General features: G+C 57.2%; 10 protein-coding genes and 1 pseudogene. 8 read left to right on the top strand and 3 right to left on the bottom strand.

From position 1 onward, the window contains the following. Nucleotides 1–113 precede the first annotated feature (113 nt). Nucleotides 114–431 carry an ElaB/YgaM/YqjD family protein gene (locus AC1RL4_RS10740; RefSeq protein WP_019579237.1) on the top strand — a complete coding sequence of 106 codons (318 nt, stop codon included), beginning with the start codon at nucleotides 114–116 and terminating at the stop codon, nucleotides 429–431. Between the two features lie 34 nt (nucleotides 432–465). Here the strand turns inward: AC1RL4_RS10740 and AC1RL4_RS10735 are convergent, their stop codons facing one another. Further along, nucleotides 466–1,506, bottom strand: a complete 1,041-nt coding sequence (locus tag AC1RL4_RS10735; protein WP_230172596.1) for an Ldh family oxidoreductase — start codon at nucleotides 1,504–1,506, stop codon at nucleotides 466–468. A 229-nt stretch (nucleotides 1,507–1,735) separates the two neighbouring features. Here AC1RL4_RS10735 and AC1RL4_RS10730 point away from each other — a divergent pair, with 229 nt between their 5' ends. Beyond that, nucleotides 1,736–6,559: a M35 family metallopeptidase gene (locus AC1RL4_RS10730; RefSeq protein ID WP_230172595.1), complete on the top strand. Its 4,824-nt coding sequence runs from the start codon at nucleotides 1,736–1,738 to the stop codon at nucleotides 6,557–6,559. A gap of 98 nt (nucleotides 6,560–6,657) precedes the next feature. Further along, the gene (locus AC1RL4_RS10725) at nucleotides 6,658–7,659 is read left to right on the top strand and encodes a FecR family protein (protein WP_230172594.1); all 1,002 of its coding nucleotides are present in this window, start codon (nucleotides 6,658–6,660) and stop codon (nucleotides 7,657–7,659) included. 56 nt (nucleotides 7,660–7,715) lie between these two features. Here the strand turns inward: AC1RL4_RS10725 and pvdQ are convergent, their stop codons facing one another. Continuing rightward, a complete protein-coding gene (gene pvdQ / locus AC1RL4_RS10720) occupies nucleotides 7,716–10,061 on the bottom strand; it encodes a bifunctional acylase PvdQ (protein WP_230172592.1) in 2,346 nt (781 codons plus the stop codon). A 234-nt stretch (nucleotides 10,062–10,295) separates the two neighbouring features. On the opposite strand from pvdQ, the gene AC1RL4_RS10715 reads away from it, so the two are divergent. Further along, nucleotides 10,296–10,697 carry a fe2+ zn2+ uptake regulation protein gene (locus AC1RL4_RS10715; RefSeq protein ID WP_204123733.1) on the top strand — a complete coding sequence of 134 codons (402 nt, stop codon included), beginning with the start codon at nucleotides 10,296–10,298 and terminating at the stop codon, nucleotides 10,695–10,697. Here the strand turns inward: AC1RL4_RS10715 and AC1RL4_RS10710 are convergent. Next, the gene (locus tag AC1RL4_RS10710; protein WP_018926107.1) at nucleotides 10,687–10,875 is read right to left on the bottom strand and encodes a hypothetical protein; all 189 of its coding nucleotides are present in this window, start codon (nucleotides 10,873–10,875) and stop codon (nucleotides 10,687–10,689) included. The two genes, AC1RL4_RS10715 and AC1RL4_RS10710, sit on opposite strands and share 11 nt — an antisense overlap. Before the next feature lie 158 nt (nucleotides 10,876–11,033). On the opposite strand from AC1RL4_RS10710, the gene AC1RL4_RS10705 reads away from it, so the two are divergent. The 4 genes and pseudogenes from AC1RL4_RS10705 to AC1RL4_RS10690 all read left to right on the top strand — a co-directional run bounded on the left by AC1RL4_RS10705 (nucleotide 11,034) and on the right by AC1RL4_RS10690 (nucleotide 16,265). Beyond that, the gene (locus AC1RL4_RS10705) at nucleotides 11,034–11,171 is read left to right on the top strand and encodes a hypothetical protein (protein ID WP_019579242.1); all 138 of its coding nucleotides are present in this window, start codon (nucleotides 11,034–11,036) and stop codon (nucleotides 11,169–11,171) included. A 295-nt stretch (nucleotides 11,172–11,466) separates the two neighbouring features. After that, the gene (locus AC1RL4_RS10700; protein ID WP_026331694.1) at nucleotides 11,467–12,708 is read left to right on the top strand and encodes an MdfA family multidrug efflux MFS transporter; all 1,242 of its coding nucleotides are present in this window, start codon (nucleotides 11,467–11,469) and stop codon (nucleotides 12,706–12,708) included. Nucleotides 12,709–12,729: 21 nt separating this feature from the next. Beyond that, nucleotides 12,730–13,861, top strand: a pseudogene (locus AC1RL4_RS10695) (LuxE/PaaK family acyltransferase). Nucleotide 13,862: 1 nt separating this feature from the next. Continuing rightward, nucleotides 13,863–16,265 carry an aldehyde dehydrogenase family protein gene (locus tag AC1RL4_RS10690; RefSeq protein WP_028940497.1) on the top strand — a complete coding sequence of 801 codons (2,403 nt, stop codon included), beginning with the start codon at nucleotides 13,863–13,865 and terminating at the stop codon, nucleotides 16,263–16,265. The last annotated feature ends 31 nt before the right edge of the window (nucleotides 16,266–16,296 follow it).

Raw genomic sequence — 16,296 nt, 5'->3', positions numbered from 1 at the left:
GTCCTGCGCTGGATTTTTCTTCAGGGTTACGCCACCGCGCAAAATTGCTGCAACTTTTTCAATCGCCGCAGACTCCATTGCTCACTGTCCATTCATCTGTAAGGAGTACACCAATGGCCCGCAAATACACCGATCAAATCGCCGAGGATCAAATCAAGGATCAGGTCTTCAGCGAACTTCAGGCCCTGATCGAAGAATCGGAAAAACTGCTGAAAAGCAGTGCTTCACTGGTCGGCGAGGAAGCGGACACCCTACGTGGACAAATCGCCCAGAAACTCCAGCAAGCCCGAAGCTCAGTTTCCAGCGTCCGCGATCGAACCCAACCCGCAGTCGACGCCACCGAAACCTACATCGGCGGTCATCCATGGCAAACCGTGGCCATTTCTGCGGGCTTCGGCCTGGTGGTTGGTCTGTTGTTGGGTCGGCGTTAAACCATTGACCACTGCGAAACCTGTGGGATCGGGCTCAAAGCCCGGCCAGTTCCCGCAGATTCGCCAGCGTCTGTGGATCGAGCGCAATGCCTTCAACATTGGCTTTGGCGCGTTGCAGGTGACGCCGATCACCCGGTAAACGCTTGAGCCCCACACCATGCATTTGCCGGACCAGTTCCTGACTGCGTTCGGCAAAATTCTGCCCCGCCGCTTTGCTCGGATCGATCACGATCAGCAGTTGCCCGGTCCAGGGGGTTTTGGCTCCCGGATGGTTCGACCAGTCGAACTCGAAAGAAAAGTTGCCACCCGTCAACGCCGCCGCCAACAACTCCACCATCATCGACAGCGCCGAGCCCTTGTGCCCGCCAAACGGCAGCAACGCGCCACCTTCGAGAATGGCTTTCGGGTCCTGAGTCGGCTGGCCGAGGCTGTCCACACCCATGCCCGCTGGCAAGCGTTCGCCTTTACGCGCGGCGATCTGTACGTCGCCATGGGCGATGGCGCTGGTCGCCAAGTCGAAGACAATCGGCGCACCGCCGGCCCTGGGCGCGGCGAAGGCAATCGGGTTGGTGCCGAACAGCGGACGATCGGCACCGTGCGGCACCACGCAGGTCATGCTGTTGACCACGCTCAGCGCCACCAATCCTTCATCGGCAAACGGCTCGACGTCCGGCCACAAGGCTGCGAAGTGATGGGAATTGCGGATCGCCAACACCGCAATGCCGGCACTGCGGGCTTTTTCCACCAGCAAGGGCCGCGCCGCCGCGAGGGCCGGTTGGGCAAATCCATTGCCGGCGTCAACCCGGACAAAACCCGAGGCCACGTCCTCGACCACCGGCACGGCCTGGCCATTGACCCAGCCGCTTTGCAGCGTCGACACATAACCGGGAATCCGGAACACACCGTGACTGTGAGCCCCGTCACGTTCGGCGCTGGCGCAGTTGAGGGCCAGGGTTCTGGCCACATCGGCTGAGGTGCCATGGCGCAGGAAAATCTGTTCGAGCAATTGAACGAGCGCTTCGAAATCGAGGTTTTGTGTGTTCGAGTTGACGGCCATTTCAGGCGATGCAGTCATCTGAAGCTCCGGTTTTATTATTGGGTATGGGCAACAGGTCAAGCGAGGTTGCAGGACAACCGAAAAAAGTCGTCGATTAAGCGCTGTTTTACCGGCGTCCTGTCAAGCCTGCGACAAAGGATAAGCTCAAGCAATATGTACCGCACCCGGGCTTTTCATTGGCCCTACTGTTTTCCCTCGACCCAACGACCTGCGATCGCCATCGATCGCAGCCCATCGAGGAAAAATCATGACTGCTCCAGCACTGCCGTATTTTTTCGACGAGGCAGAACGTGCATCCAATGCCAAACAACCCGGTGATCGCGAGAAAGCGCTGAACTTCACCCTTGATGACCTGAAATGGTTAAAGGGCGTTTACCTCCCGACCCAAGTAGCGCGCAAGACACACAGCAAACCTATGCACGTCGACCGATTGCTTCTAAGCCAAACCGGTGCGGCCGATATTCCACTGGCCGGAGCCTTCGCAATAAGCCGGCCCAATGACGGCGAGGTAACGCTCTACACACCCTGGAAAGGTCTGATCAAATTCGCCGACATGGACGACGTGAAAAGCAAACTCAAGGAGTGGCTGGTGCAGGACACCGGAAAGCGAGAATTACTGCGCCACCTCTCAATCGAACAACGCACCGCTGTGCTGGCAGCCGCCACGCCAGACATCACCCTACAAGCCATCGAAGGGGCGGTATTTCAGGATCAGGAGGCTGTCCTCGAACGCAATGGGGCCCACAACATCCAGGTAATGATGGGCGAGCTGATAAAGACTCCGACCCTGCAGGCGATGCTCGATGAAACCCTCAAGATTGCCTTGGCCAGGTCCTTCCCCGAATTGGACCAACGCCACACGCGACTGGAGAGCTTTATCAACACCGTTTCCGCCTTCGACAATACCGAATATAGCCACAAGATGTCCGCGCTACCGCTGGGCACCGCCCTCCTGCAGTACTACCTGACCAATCAATGGCCCGTTGGCGACTACCGGATTTTTTCCCACCCCCGACACGGCGTGAGCAGCGACGCCGATAACCAGGTATGGGAAAGTGCGATCACGGAAATCGCGCAAAGTTTTACACCACACCTGCAAAGCCTGCTCCAGACGTTCTGGAACATGCCCATGAATGGCGGACAATCTCGTGCTGAGTTTTTAACCGAGTGCATGCGCGACACCTATCACGTGAATCTGTTGCTCAGATGCCAGCAAGGTGTTTTGTCCGTGCAGCAATACCTGCGCCTTATGAACATCAGCCTCATGCCCACCCCGGGCGCGTCTCTGCGTATTGAAAAAGTGCGCGTCACCGCCCCCTATAAGCACTATGCGGAACTGGCCTCGACCTTGATGATTGGCGGTGACGATACGCTCGGTTTTTTGTACACCCAATCCCGAGGCATCGAAGCCACGAGCGACCTGCCCGCCATCAAGAGCATCGTGTTGCGCATGCTGAAAAGCGAAGGTCATGAAGACACGCTGCTCAATTTCATGTCGCTGGATGAGCGCGGCACGTTTCTTGACCTGAAACCCCATGACACAATGCTTATCGGTGAACCGATTGTCGGTCCGGTGTTTGAACAACTGATGGCGGACGTGCTTGCCAAACAATCGCAAAACCTGAGCTACGCCTTGAGCCGGTACCGTGAAAGCGAAGGCACGCTCAACCTCCACGCCCTGCTCGACAAGGCGCTGGATGTTCGAGGCCTGATCGACGATCGGCTGCTGGTCCCCGACACTGCCGGGCGCTGGAGCACCCAAGCAGACCAGCGCTGGAGCGCGCAACCGGCCACCGTGCGCGCCGAGTCGGCCAAAGAACAGCTGAGCCTGCTCTCCACGGTCGAACAGGCGCTCGAACAACGCCTTGAAAACCACCCCGCCATTCCCGCCCTAACCCGTACGGTCGCTGAAGCGCAACGTATTGTCGGTTCATCGCTGGAAGGCTTGCAATCGAGCTTCACCCATACCCTGTCAACGGCACTGCGCAGCGAACTCAAACTGCGAACCGTCGCCCATACGTTAGGTGCAACGGAACAGGCGATCATCAAAACGGTGCTCGATGCCCCGGTGCACCTGCAACGCACTGCACTTAACGGTTTTCTGCCCGACGTGTTTTCTCTGGCGCTCAAGGTGGACGACTCCGCCGACTTATTGAAACTGGCCAGTTGTTTTGTGCTGACTGAACGAGGCGGACTGGACCCGATACATTCGGGCAAGGCCATTGTATGGACCCCGGCGCTTGGCTTCGAAGCATTCCCGTCACTCAAACCCTTGCTGACCGAACTAGAAAGACGCCTGCAAGACCAAGATGAACGTAGCACGCTGCTGGAAAACCTCGGACGCGACCAGCGATTGCCCAGGCAGATAGTGAACCTGGCACCTCTGCAGCGGGTACACGGCAATTTCTTCGATCATGTACAAAGGCCCAATGTCCACCTCGACCTGACGTCCATCGAGGATGCGCTGAAGACACCGCTTTGCGTTACGAACCTATCCAGGTTGCTGAACCTGGTGGCACTGCGTGAACCGAAGACAGGGTTACAACGTGCAACGGACATCGCCCGGTCCCTGACAACCCAGCAAATGCTTCCGGCATGGCTGGCAAAGGCCTCTATCGCAGACCAGATGCTGCACGGAGAACTGCTTCAGCAATATCTGAATAACACCACCGACGACAAGGACTACCTGAGCGGCGTTCGCACGTTGGCGCGCACGGCACACCATGAATTGCAGAAGCAACTCAAGGCAGACGCCTTCGACATTGACCCAGACAATGTGGAGATACACATCAGACCACGTCCGACATCTGGGCCAGTGATACAAACCCTGACAGAGTTTGCGCTGACCCACATTAAGGATCTGGAACAAGCCGCCTTCAAGCTGGTGTCGCTTAATGCCACCACCATTCCTGACGACATGGACCAGAGTTACATCAAAGACCTGATACGTAACCTGAAGCTGGGCGAGCATCAGCAAGTGATATTGAACACAGAGTTTGCCGATACACACATCAGCGCGGTGGATCGCAGAAAGCGGTTCGCCACGCAATTGCCCTGGCAATTGATGCACTACGCCCATTCGGAAAAACTGCAGGAGCGCCTGAGCGAGACCGGGTTTGATCTGATCCGGCAAGTCATGGACATGCCCGACGCCATCGCCCGTGCCGCAGTCGACGGTGCAAATGCGATCATCCGCCCACTTGAGTTCATCGGTATCAAGAGTGGCCAGACCATCAAAGTGCCAAGCCTCTATTTGATCGGTTCAACGTCGGACAGCGCAGGACCACAGGTGCTTATAGCGCCCTATAGTCCTCGGCATGGGGTGAAAGAATATGACAATGAACAACAACTGGTGACCGAAATGAAGACCCGGGGCGCGCTGCATCACTGGGTACTCAAGAATCTGCCGCAGCCTGATCGGATCCTGGTGGAAAACCGGATGGCGCACACCAGTCATCGCCTCAACGAAGTCACCCTGGCGTCCAGTCCGATCAAGGGAAACCTGTTCAGGCACTTATTCAACGACAACGCCGCATTACTCGCTCGTTTACTGGGGTGTCAGTCGGACAACCATGCTCAGGGCGAATGGGCAACCATCAAGCATGTATTGGGTGAGGACTTGCATCAGGCTTTTACGTTTTTCATGGGCAAACTCGCTTATCCGATCACGGTATGGCGCAGTTACCGGGACATCAAGCAGTCTGCCGAAGACCTGCAAACGCACAAGTGGGGGCCCGCGATAAAGGCGTTCATCAGCGGTATTGCGCAACTCGCCACCTTGCGTCAATCGATGGAAAACCAGACGCCCTCATCCTTGTCCGTGACTGAGCCGACACCCGCAGCACCCGACACCCGGTTCAAATGGAAAGATGTCGACATTACCGCTCCCGAACGCACTCACTTGCAGCGCTATGAGAGTCCCGATGTCGATCTGGGCTCATTGACGCCGAACCCGACGCTTGGGCTTTACACCCATCCGACGACAAAAAAACACTATGCCCCGGTTGAAGGCAAAGTGTATCCACTCGAAAAACGGGGCGCGCGTTGGTGCATCGGCGGCGACGATGCCCATGGTCCCAATCTTCGCCTGAACACCTCCAAACAATGGGTGCTTGATTTGAAAGCGCTGGCTCCGCGCTACAGCATGCTCAACCGATTGGAGACCGCTCTTGCTGTAAGGGAAGGCATGAATGTCGAAGCCGATGGGATGGCAGAAATCCGCATGCTGTTTCCCGTCAGGGCTCGATTGATCGACGAAAGTCTTGACCAGGCGACCACGTATGCCTGGAACGCTTTTCGCAACCTGCAACTACTCAGAACCTCGGGTAACAAGGTCACTCCTGTGCATCAGCTCATTATGGAGTTTCTCGATGTACCGACAGTGCTACCCGAGCATATGACGATGCTCGAAAAAGTCGTCGGCGATATTTTTGGTGCTTTGCTGGATCCCACACTCAGGGAAGCCAGGTCCGAGCGGTTTGTGGTCGGAAGCGTCCATGAAGGCAGGGAAACCACCTTTGCCTTCACGATTCCTTCGGACCGCAAGCGCAAAGTCTATCTGGCAGAGAAATTCTTTCTCCCGTATTTCGACCATTACCGCAATTACATGTCCGATGCATCCTTCCCCATCCGGCCTCATGCCCGTGCCTCCACCTTGATCCACGAACTGTCGCACATTGTGTGCGACACAGAAGACCTTGGTTATCTCGACGCCTCCAGACCTTTTGCCGACTTGATAGAAACATCGAGCTCCCGGGCCAGAGACCTTAAAAAAGCACTGACTGACGTTCAGCGGACCGCCTTATCGAGCAAGTCACCCTTGAATCAGCTGTTCAAGCTCGAGAATGCTGATTCCGGGCTATGGGAAGATTTTGGCAGTACTACTTATGACAATACTGATCGGATGCTGGAACATGTTTTGAAATTAACGGGTGAACAGACTCTGGACGATGCCCGCAAGCGCTTCATGAGGGACTCAACGACCAGACTGGCTGTGCAACTCAGCAATGCTGATAGCGTGTCCTGGTTAATCGGTCAGTTAGGGCGACAATTGCACACCAGCACTCCTTGAACCATAAAAATAAGCGCCACTTTGATGGGGAAATGCCATGACGGCTGTTCTCGCAGACTTCCCCTCAAGGTTAGAATGCAGGAAATCAGGATGAGTCAATGACCGACCACTCTCTCTCGCAAGCCCAATACGACGCCATCACCGATGCCGCTGCGCACTGGTGCATGCGTCTGCACGCCACCGACTGCACAGAAGAGGAACGCCTGGCGTTCGAGCAATGGCGTGATGCTCATCCGCTGCACGCCTTCGAGTACGAAGCCATGCTGGAGATCTGGGATGTTGCGGGGGATTTACCTCGTCCTGAATCCGCCACACCGGCTGTTCGGCTCAAACCGACAACGCCCTGGCGCACCTTCGGCATCGCCGCCACTGTCTGCGCCCTGGCGCTGCCACTGGCGGCGTATACCGGATGGAACCTGGGGTGGCTGCCCAATGCCTACCAGCATTTCGAGGCGACCGATAATGTTCGTCAGGTCACGCTGGGTGACGGCAGCCAGGTGGAGCTGAACCTGGGCAGTGAACTGACGTTCAGCAATTACAAGGATCAACGTCGTGTCACGCTGAAAAAAGGCGAAGCCTTCTTCAGCGTCAGCCACGACCTGCAGCACCCGTTCATTGTCAGGGCGGGCGACGGCAGGATTCGCGTCACCGGCACCCAATTCAATGTCTGGATGTATGAAGACCAAGTACGTGTGAACCTGATCGAGGGTTCCGTGCTGGTGACCAGCAACGATGCCCTGCCCGGCGACGGTCTACGCCTGGAACCTGCGATGCAGGCACGTTACAGGCACGGCGACTTCACGCCACAAATCAGCCAGACCTATGCCAACGACCAATCGCTGGCCTGGCGCAGCGGCAAACTGGTGCTTGATAACCTGGCGCTGACCGACGCCCTGCCCTTGATCAATCGTTATCTGAACAAACCGGTGATGCTCGCGGACCACAGCGCTGGTTCGATTCGCCTCGGCGGTATCTACAACATCAAAGAACTCAATAACCTGGTGGCTTCGCTGCCCAAGGTGCTGCCGGTCTACCTGACCCGCAACCAGGACGGCAATCCGGTCCTCAACTCAATGCCTCAACAAACCCCAAAAAGCTGAAGGCCGCGACCCTTGCGGGGTGCGGCCTTCACCTTTTCATTTAAACGCTATCGCTGCTACTGCGCGGCGATCTTCCCTGCTTTTTCATCCTGCTCGCGGATCGTCTGAGCCTGGTACTGCGGATCAGCCGTGATCTGCTGCTCGGTGAACGGCAACACACTCAACTGTTTTTTCGAAAAGGCCTGTGTCTGGTCCCGGGAATACTTCGACGCCGGGTCACTGGACAACGAGAATGCCAGCAAACCCTGAGCCTGCGGCCCCTTGTCATCGAACGTCACCACCTGCAAATAGCTGGTGCCACTGACGACTTCACGTTTGCCGTCGGTTCTCGGCACGCTTTGAATGGCGTTATACACACCCAGCGTGCCTGGCCCGCCGTGGATCGGCGTTTGCTGCCCGCCACTGCTGGCCACCTGGATATCGCCCCAGCGGCTATCGGCCTTCAAGCCAAGGCTCTTGACCTTTTCTACCGAAGCCAGCATCGCCGCCCGAACCGCTTTGGCGACTTCCGGCCGTTCGATTGCCAGGCCACGCGGTGTGGTTTGCGGGTCCTTCGTATCGAACGCCACACGCCAGAAGTCAGGGGTTTGCTGCAACGCCAGCATGACGTTCTGAAAATGCACAAAGCCCAGCCCACTGTCCAGATTCACTCGGTGATCCCAAGCCTTGAGACTCGCACACAAGGGCGTCAGCGTCGGCGCATCGGTGCCGAGGTCCGCGGCACAGAATTGCAGCAGGTCCGGCATCACCAGGGCCGCCTGATACACCTGATCGTCCATCACCATGTGTTGCAGATCCGCCGCCGCTATAGGACCCGCCTTGTTCAAAAAGCTCAGGCGCTCCAGGGCGAAGCGCGAACGCAGCCCCAATGGCTGGCTGTCCTGACTGATCAATGGCGAGAAACCGGTGAGCGGTTGTGCCGGATTAGCCATCCAGGCCGAATCGTTGGAATGCTGCACAAAATCCTTGCGCAACAGTTGCGGCAACTTGTCTGCCGCATAAATGCCTTTTTGCGCAGCGTGCGGGTCGATGTCCCAGGCACAAGCACCGTTGGAGCCGTCGAGCAGGATCATCTGTAACCCCGCTCGCGGATCGCTGCACTTGGCCAACTTCTCGGCACTGACGTTCGGCACCACCGACAGGTTCATGTAAAGCGTCTGCCCCTGATCGTCCACTGCCAGGGTGTTGACCCACGGGATCCCCTGAATCTTGTGCACCGAAGCCTGTAAATCCTTGAGGCTGGCGGCACGATTCATCGCGTACCACTGCTGCAAGACCCGGTCGTTATCCAGGTTGGCATCGCGCAGGCTGTAGGCAAACTGATTGTTCCAGTCCAGTTTTCCGGGCCATTGCACAATCGGCCCGAACGCCGAGCTATAGACCACATGAGAAATCTGCCGGGTCTGGCCATCGGGTTGCTTCACGCTGACCGCCAGCGTCTGCTTTTTCATCGGCAAGGACTTGCCATCGAGCAGGTAGCGGGTCGGCTCCTTCGGATCGAGTTGCAGGCGATACAAGGTGAAGTGCTTGGACGAATCCACGGTGTGGGTCCATGCCAGATGCTGATTGAACCCGATGTTAATCATCGGCAGACCGGGCAACGCGGCGCCCATCACATCCAGTTTGCCGGGAATGGTCAGGTGCATCTGATAAAAACGCATCCCGCCCACCCAAGGGAAGTGCGGATTGGCCAGCAGCATTCCGCGACCGTTGAACGAACGCTCACTGCCAACCGCCACGGCGTTGCTGCCGCGATCCAGAGCGAAGCGTTGCATGCGCGAAGCCGCCAACTGGAACGACTCCGGGTCGCCTGCCACATGAGCGACGGCGTTAGGCGGAGTCGCGCCGGCCAGTGCTTCGGCAAACTGCCCCACGCCGCCTTCGACCAACAATCGACGAGTCAACTTGACCAGGTCCTGGGCGGTAATTGCGCGCACCCATTCGCCCTGGCATTGCTGCGGTAAACCTTGCGCTCGACGCTCTGTCAGCGAACGGTTGTAACCCGCCACATAACCTTCAATGAGCTCACGGACTTCCGGAGTTTGCGCCTGCCAGAAACCGGCGACAGCCTCAGGGGTGTTCAGCCAGCTGAAAAACAGATCGCTGGCCAGGTTACCGCGCTCCTCGAGCGTCACCTGCTCCGGGCCAAAATACCGCGAACGCTCGCCATTGACGGTGACGATCTCATTGGCCAGCAAGCACAAGTTGTCTTGAGCGTAGGCATAGCCAATGCCATAGCCGAGCCCACGCTCGTTTTCGGCGCGGATATGCGGTACGCCGAAACTGGTACGACGGATGTCGGCCGTCGCCTGCTCTGGCTGGCTGCGCGCGTTTGCCGCAAGGCTCAGCCCCAGAAACACACCCGCCAGGCTCAACCTGGTTAACTGCCTGGAAATAATCACGCTCGCTCCTGATCGAAAAGACGTATGACACGCAATGCGCCTTCCAGAAAAACGAAGCAAACACCAAAAAAATTAGGTCTTTGAGGGCATCCCCAATGCCCTTCTCACAGAGCGCTGACGTCGCGGCGACAAATTTTCTACATGCAGGTCTTCATTATTTCCCGGCTCGTTCGTCTTATTGATCAAGAGCACCCATCACATTTTCATGATCAGGCTCTGGAAAGGAGTTTTTGCATGTACAACCCGCAACTGCCAACGGATGGTAGCCATGCATCAAAGGGCAGCGCCATGAGCTCCGGTGCTTGCAATCAACAGACCGAACGCCAGGGCAACGAACGGATCAGGTTTTTGCTCAAGTGCTTTGGCCTGCGGACCAGCCTGATTCGCCTGAAAGTCATCGACGCCTTGCTAAGCGCCGCCGAAGGCGACCGCAGCCTGGGTGTGCGCGGTGTGCACAGTCATTTGCTGGACCTGGACATTCCCCTGTCCTTTCTCAGTGTCCGCGAAGTGTTGAAACGCCTGTGCAGTGAAGGCGTGATCACGCTCAATCCAGACAAAAGCTACAGCCTGCATCCACAGGCTGTCGCCGTCCTTCATGGTGTGCAATCAGGCCAGCAGGCGTCGCTCAAGGCTTGACCTTGCGACGCATCACGCCATTGATCACCACCACGACCACCGCCACGCCAATGGCGATGTACTGGAACAGCTTCTCACTGATGAACCCTGCGTTCTGCAGCCAGGAAAGGCCGAACATGATCCCCAGTACCACCAGGGAAATCAGAATCGAGTATTTCAAACGTTGCGACTGGGTCATTACGGGTTCCTGAACCAAAAAAATGTATCCGGTTTGTATCCGACTGCATACCAAACCCCTACAGTTCTGTGCGAATGCGGGGCTGCAAACGGGGTCTCATGTTACAGCCGATGAAGAGTTTTGACTTCATTGCGGCGATAACCATGAGGATTTTTAAAATGCTCCGTCGAATCACACGGCTGATTCCACTGCTCGCCCTCCTGACCCTGAGTGGCTGCATCATTTTTCCTAATAACGGCTGGCATGGCGGCCACCATTACGACCGTGACGGACACGGCTACTATCAGCGTCGATAACGTTAATTTGCTTTCTTGACCAGAGAGCAATTTACTGTTCACTCACAAGACGAAGAACTTTCCTACACCTCGCGTAAAAATGCCTGCTCTATAGCAGGCATTTTTGGGTAGAACCGTTATTATTTCGCTGTAATTTTATTTACAAATTTACTCTTCTTTCTCTTGACCTCCCAACCAGACATATAACGAAAAACATTGAAACTCTTAGCCTCAAATAAGCACATGTAATCATTCATGAGCCATGGTTATTCTTGCTCCGCTGCTTTATCCAACTTCCAGCACCGACAGGAACACCATGCGCAAACCTTTGATAGATATAAGTCCGCCTCGATTATTTGGTTTTTGCCTTGCGATCACTCTTTTCGAGCTGCTGACTTATATGGCCAGCGATATGATCATGCCGGCCATGTTGACCGTAACCCATCAACTGGATGCCAGTCCGAGTCACGTCCCATATGCCTTCAACCTTTACTTGATTGGCGGCATTCTGCTGCAGTGGCTGATCGGTCCATTGTCCGATCACTTCGGTCGTCGCAGGCTGTTGCTCATCGGTTGTGCGGCGTTTGCTCTGGCCTGTGCCGCGGCGTTCTACGTGCAGAGCATTCTTGCCTTCAACGGCTTGCGCCTGATTCAGGGCATCGGATTGGGATTTGTCATTGCAGTCAGTTATCCAGCCCTGCAAGAGGTCTTCTGCGAAGCCGACGCGGTAAAAATCATGGCGTTGCTGGGGAACGTTGCGCTGCTCTCCCCGCTTCTCGGCCCCCTGCTCGGCAGCCTGGCGCTGGAATGGCTTTCCTGGCGGGAGCTGTTTTTAGTGTTGGGCGCCGGTGGCGCGACGGTCTGGTTCGGGCTTTACCTGTTCATGCCGGAAACCGTGGGTACTGTGCGCCAGGACGGTCAACAATTGGCCGCAGTGCCCTTTGAATGGAACGGCACCGTGCGCCGATACGCCGCGTTGCTCAGCAACACGCAATTCCTGAGCGCTACCGTCGCCCTCGGACTCATGAGCCTGCCGTTGATTGCCTGGATCGGCTTGGCGCCAATCTTGCTGATCCAGGGCCAAGGACTTTCTCCTCTGCAGTACGGCCTGTGGCAAATCCCGGTATTTGCGTCCGTCATTCTCGGCAATCTGATACTCAACCGATTGCTTGCCAACACTGAACTGCCCCAACTGATTCGATATGCGCTCTGGCCATTTTGCGGCGGGCTCATTGCATTGATCACCATAACGTTCACCGGTGCTTCAACGGTGCTGTTGGTCAGTTGCCTATCGCTTTACGCCATCGGTCTTGGCATGAGCAATGCCGCGCTGTACCGGCTCGCCCTGTTCTCCAGCGACGACAGCAAAGGCCTGGTCTCGGCCATGATCGGCATGATCTCCATCGCCGTCATGGGTGGTGGCGGCTCGATCATTGCCGCTCTGGGTGCCGGTGACAGCCTTGAAGCTTTCGCCCTGATGGCCGGTCTCACGGGACTCTTGTGCCTGGTGCCCTTACGACTGTTTCTGCGCCGCTCTCATATCACGCTTGCCGTCTGACACCACCCCACAGGTCTCTTGATGATCCATCTACCCCACACCGATGCGCTTTGCGCGTTAGCACAACCCTATTGCCTGGAATCCATGCCAAAAGGTCTGTTCGATCAGGCAATGGGTGAAATCAGCCTGTTTCATTGTCATCACACGCCCGGATATGAACGCTGGCTGAACGCCAATGGGCTTGCTGCCAACACCCTGGAGACACTGGATGACTGGTCCAGGCTGCCGCCGATTTTCGCCAATTACTTCAAACGTCATTTGTTGTTCGGCCCCACAGGCGAAGACGCGTTGGAGCTGACATCATCCGGCACCAGCGGCCAGAAGAGTCGCATGCGCTACGACCATCGCAGCATGACCGCGGCACAAGGCATGGTGAACCACATCTTCCGGCATTACGGCTGGGATACTCCGCACACCCCCTGCAATTACCTGCTTCTGAGCTATGAACCCGAGGCTGCCACCACATTGGGCACGGCCTACACCGATCAGTTTCTTTGCAGCTATGCCCCCGTCAATCGAGTCGTTTACGGCTTGCGCCTGACCGGAAAAGGCCACGAATTCGACCCTTTTCGGTGTGATTCGTGCCTTGCAGGAGTTTGCCGAGGAAGGATTGCCCGTTCGCATTATCGGTTTTCCGGCATTCCTTTCGCATGCGCTTCAATGCATGGAGGACACCAGCGTCGCCGATTTGCAGTTGCCTGCCCAGTCACTGGTGTTTCTGGGCGGTGGCTGGAAAACCCAGGCCGCGCAGGAGATTCCCCTGCATAAGTTGTATGCCCGCATCAACCGGCAATTGGGTATCGACCTGTCCCGCTGTCGGGACGGCTACGGCGCCGTAGAGCATGCCGTGCCCTATATCCAGTGTGCCCACCATCATTTTCATGTACCGATTTACTCGAGGGTTTTCGTGCGCAACCCATCCGATTTCACTGTCCAGCCCTACGGCCAGCGCGGCTTGCTGGGATTCGTCTCCCCGTACATCTCGTCCAGCCCTGCTCATGCTGTGGTCATGGGCGATCTGGCGACATTGCACCCCGGCACAAGTTGCGGATGCGGCTTGGCGACCGATTGGTTCGAACTGCATGGACGTGCCGGCACCACCGCCAGTCGCAGCTGTGCCATGGCCGCTTCAGAACTGATCGGGGGGGCTTGATATGTACCTGATCAATGGCCAGTTGCGTGATGACGTCACCCCGCAAAGCGCCCTGCAACTCCTTCAAGAATCATTGCCTCGATTGCTTTGCGCACCGATCGATAGCGAGACCGTCATCGAGTCTGCCGCTCGCTTTGCGGCGCAGTTGCAAACTCGTAGCCTGGATCTGTCCCTCGACGACGATCAATATCAAGGGCTGATCGATTTCTGCCAACACAGCAACCTGAGCACCAAGCTTGAGCGGGAACTGGGCCAGCTACCGCGTTCGCTGCGACGCATCGACTACCGACAACCGTGCTTCGAAAGCTGGCACCCGTTGGGGCTGGTGGTGCATATCACCCCGGGCAATGCGCCGATGCTGGCGTTCTGCGCGATCCTCGAAAGCCTGCTGGCCGGCAACATCAACTGGCTTCGCCCCAGCTCCAGCGATCAGGGTTTGACCGCACAGTTGCTCGCCGCCCTTGTGCAGTGCGACACCAGCGGCAGACTGGCCGAATTCGTAGCGGTTCTGCCGGTGAACACCTCGTACATCGCTCAACTCTGCGCCAAGGCCGATGGAGTGTCCGCCTGGGGCGGGGAAGCGGCGCTTAAATCTATCCGTCAGCAGATCCCGTCCGGCTGTCGCTGGATCGATTGGGGACACAAAATCAGCTTTGCCTATCTGTCACCTGACGCGGCGACCCCTTCGGCGCTCGATGCGTTGGTGGATGAAGTCTGTCGACTGGATCAGCAGGCGTGCTCCAGCCCTCAGTGGGTGCTGGTGGACAGCAACGATCCAGCCGTCTTGCAGAACCTTGGAGATCGACTGGCCGAAGCCTTCATCCGTCGCGCCCCACACTGGCCGGCGTTAAGCCCGACAGATCAGGAAGCATCGGAAATCACTACCCGAACCGCCATGGCGCGGCTCGGCCAGTGCTTTGCCAATCAGACCGGCCAGGTGTGGACCGGCCTCGGATGGCGTGTCATCTGGGAGCACCATCAAACGCTCGCGCCGTCACCACTGTTTCGTACGATTATGCTCAAACCGGTTCCGCAACATCTGCTCGCCGAGACACTGCAGCCCTGGCGCAACGTCCTGCAAAGTTGCGCGTTGATGTGCCCCCCGGCAAAAACGCCTGAGACTGTTCGAACATTGGTCAACGCCGGCGTCAGCCGCATTGCGCCTTGTGAGTCGATCCATGACGGCTACGCCGGTGAGCCCCACGATGGCGTCTACGCGCTGTCGCGTCTGAGTCGCCGCCTCTCGGTGAGTTTGCCCCCGCATGTGTCGACGGGCCGTGCGACGCTCGACCCGGTTCCGCCTGCCCCTGACACATCTAATGACCCGATCATGGACAAATGCACTTTCATGGCCCAGCCGATCGGGTCCGCAGCACAGCTGTACTTCCGTTCCGGCGGAAGCAGCGGGACGCCGGCGTTGGCTGGATTCAGCTATCAAGACTTTCAACGACAAATGCGCGCCGCAGCCGATGGCATGTTCTGCGTCGGCCTCGATCCGTCACTGGACCGGGTGATGAACTTGTTCTACGGCGGCAACCTTTATGGTGGTTTTTTCAGCTTTTCCAACATTCTTCAACAGATGGGTGTTGTGCATTTGCCCATGGGGGCTCCCCAGGACGATGACTTCAGCGAAATCGCCCGACTGATCGTGGAGCAGCGCGTCACCGTGCTGATCGGCATGCCCAGTACGCTGCATCGGCTGTTTCTCAAAGAGCAGGCCCGACTTCGCGCTTATGCCGGTATCGGCAAAGTATTCCTTGGCGGCGAACATCCGGGAGAAGCCAGTCGGCGCCTGATGGAAAGTTGTGGGGTGTCGACGATTCGCTCCGCCATGTATGGCTCCGTCGATGCCGGCCCCCTGGGGCATGCCTGCCGGGCAACGGCGGACGGTGTATTCCATTTGATGAGCGAAACCCAGCATCTGGAAATCGTTCAGCTCGAACAGGATGTGCCGGTACAGGCCAATGAGATCGGCCGGCTGCTGTTTACGTCCCGCGCCCGGCAAGGTCAGCACGTGCGCCGATATGACATCGGCGACACCGGCCGCTGGATACCCGGAGCCTGCGCTTGCGGACTGGAGACGCCACGATTCGAACTGCTGCAGCGGCACGGCAAGCTGGTGCGCATTGGCACGGAATTCATTGCGCCTGCGGCGCTGGAACTCAGTGTGGGATCCCCCATTCAAGTGGTCCTGGACCACAACGCCGACGGGATCGAACGAATGCACGTTCGCGCGGATGCAGACGCCGCGTGGGTACACGAAAAACTGCTGACCCACGAAGCCTTGGCGAATGCGGTGCGTGCTGAACTTTTAATTGTGGAGGTGACGACATGCGCTGAACAAGCATTCACCCGAAACAAACACAGTGGCAAAACACCGTTAATTATCGATCAACGAAAATAAAAAAGTCGACGCAAGACGCTCACCATAAAAG

The organism is Pseudomonas sp. GW822-FHT07A10, assembly GCF_058798795.1.
This window is presented reverse-complemented; position numbering and strand designations above follow the sequence as displayed.

What these genes read in the sequence shown, in the direction of transcription:
- AC1RL4_RS10715 (WP_204123733.1), top strand. Translation starts at nt 10,296, where the DNA reads ATGTACAACCCGCAACTGCCAACGGATGGTAGCCATGCATCAAAGGGC.
- AC1RL4_RS10705 (WP_019579242.1), top strand. Translation starts at nt 11,034, where the DNA reads ATGCTCCGTCGAATCACACGGCTGATTCCACTGCTCGCCCTCCTGACC.
- AC1RL4_RS10690 (WP_028940497.1), top strand. Translation starts at nt 13,863, where the DNA reads ATGTACCTGATCAATGGCCAGTTGCGTGATGACGTCACCCCGCAAAGC.
- AC1RL4_RS10740 (WP_019579237.1), top strand. Translation starts at nt 114, where the DNA reads ATGGCCCGCAAATACACCGATCAAATCGCCGAGGATCAAATCAAGGAT.
- AC1RL4_RS10730 (WP_230172595.1), top strand. Translation starts at nt 1,736, where the DNA reads ATGACTGCTCCAGCACTGCCGTATTTTTTCGACGAGGCAGAACGTGCA.
- AC1RL4_RS10710 (WP_018926107.1), bottom strand. Translation starts at nt 10,875, where the DNA reads ATGACCCAGTCGCAACGTTTGAAATACTCGATTCTGATTTCCCTGGTG.
- AC1RL4_RS10725 (WP_230172594.1), top strand. Translation starts at nt 6,658, where the DNA reads ATGACCGACCACTCTCTCTCGCAAGCCCAATACGACGCCATCACCGAT.
- AC1RL4_RS10700 (WP_026331694.1), top strand. Translation starts at nt 11,467, where the DNA reads ATGCGCAAACCTTTGATAGATATAAGTCCGCCTCGATTATTTGGTTTT.
- AC1RL4_RS10735 (WP_230172596.1), bottom strand. Translation starts at nt 1,506, where the DNA reads ATGACTGCATCGCCTGAAATGGCCGTCAACTCGAACACACAAAACCTC.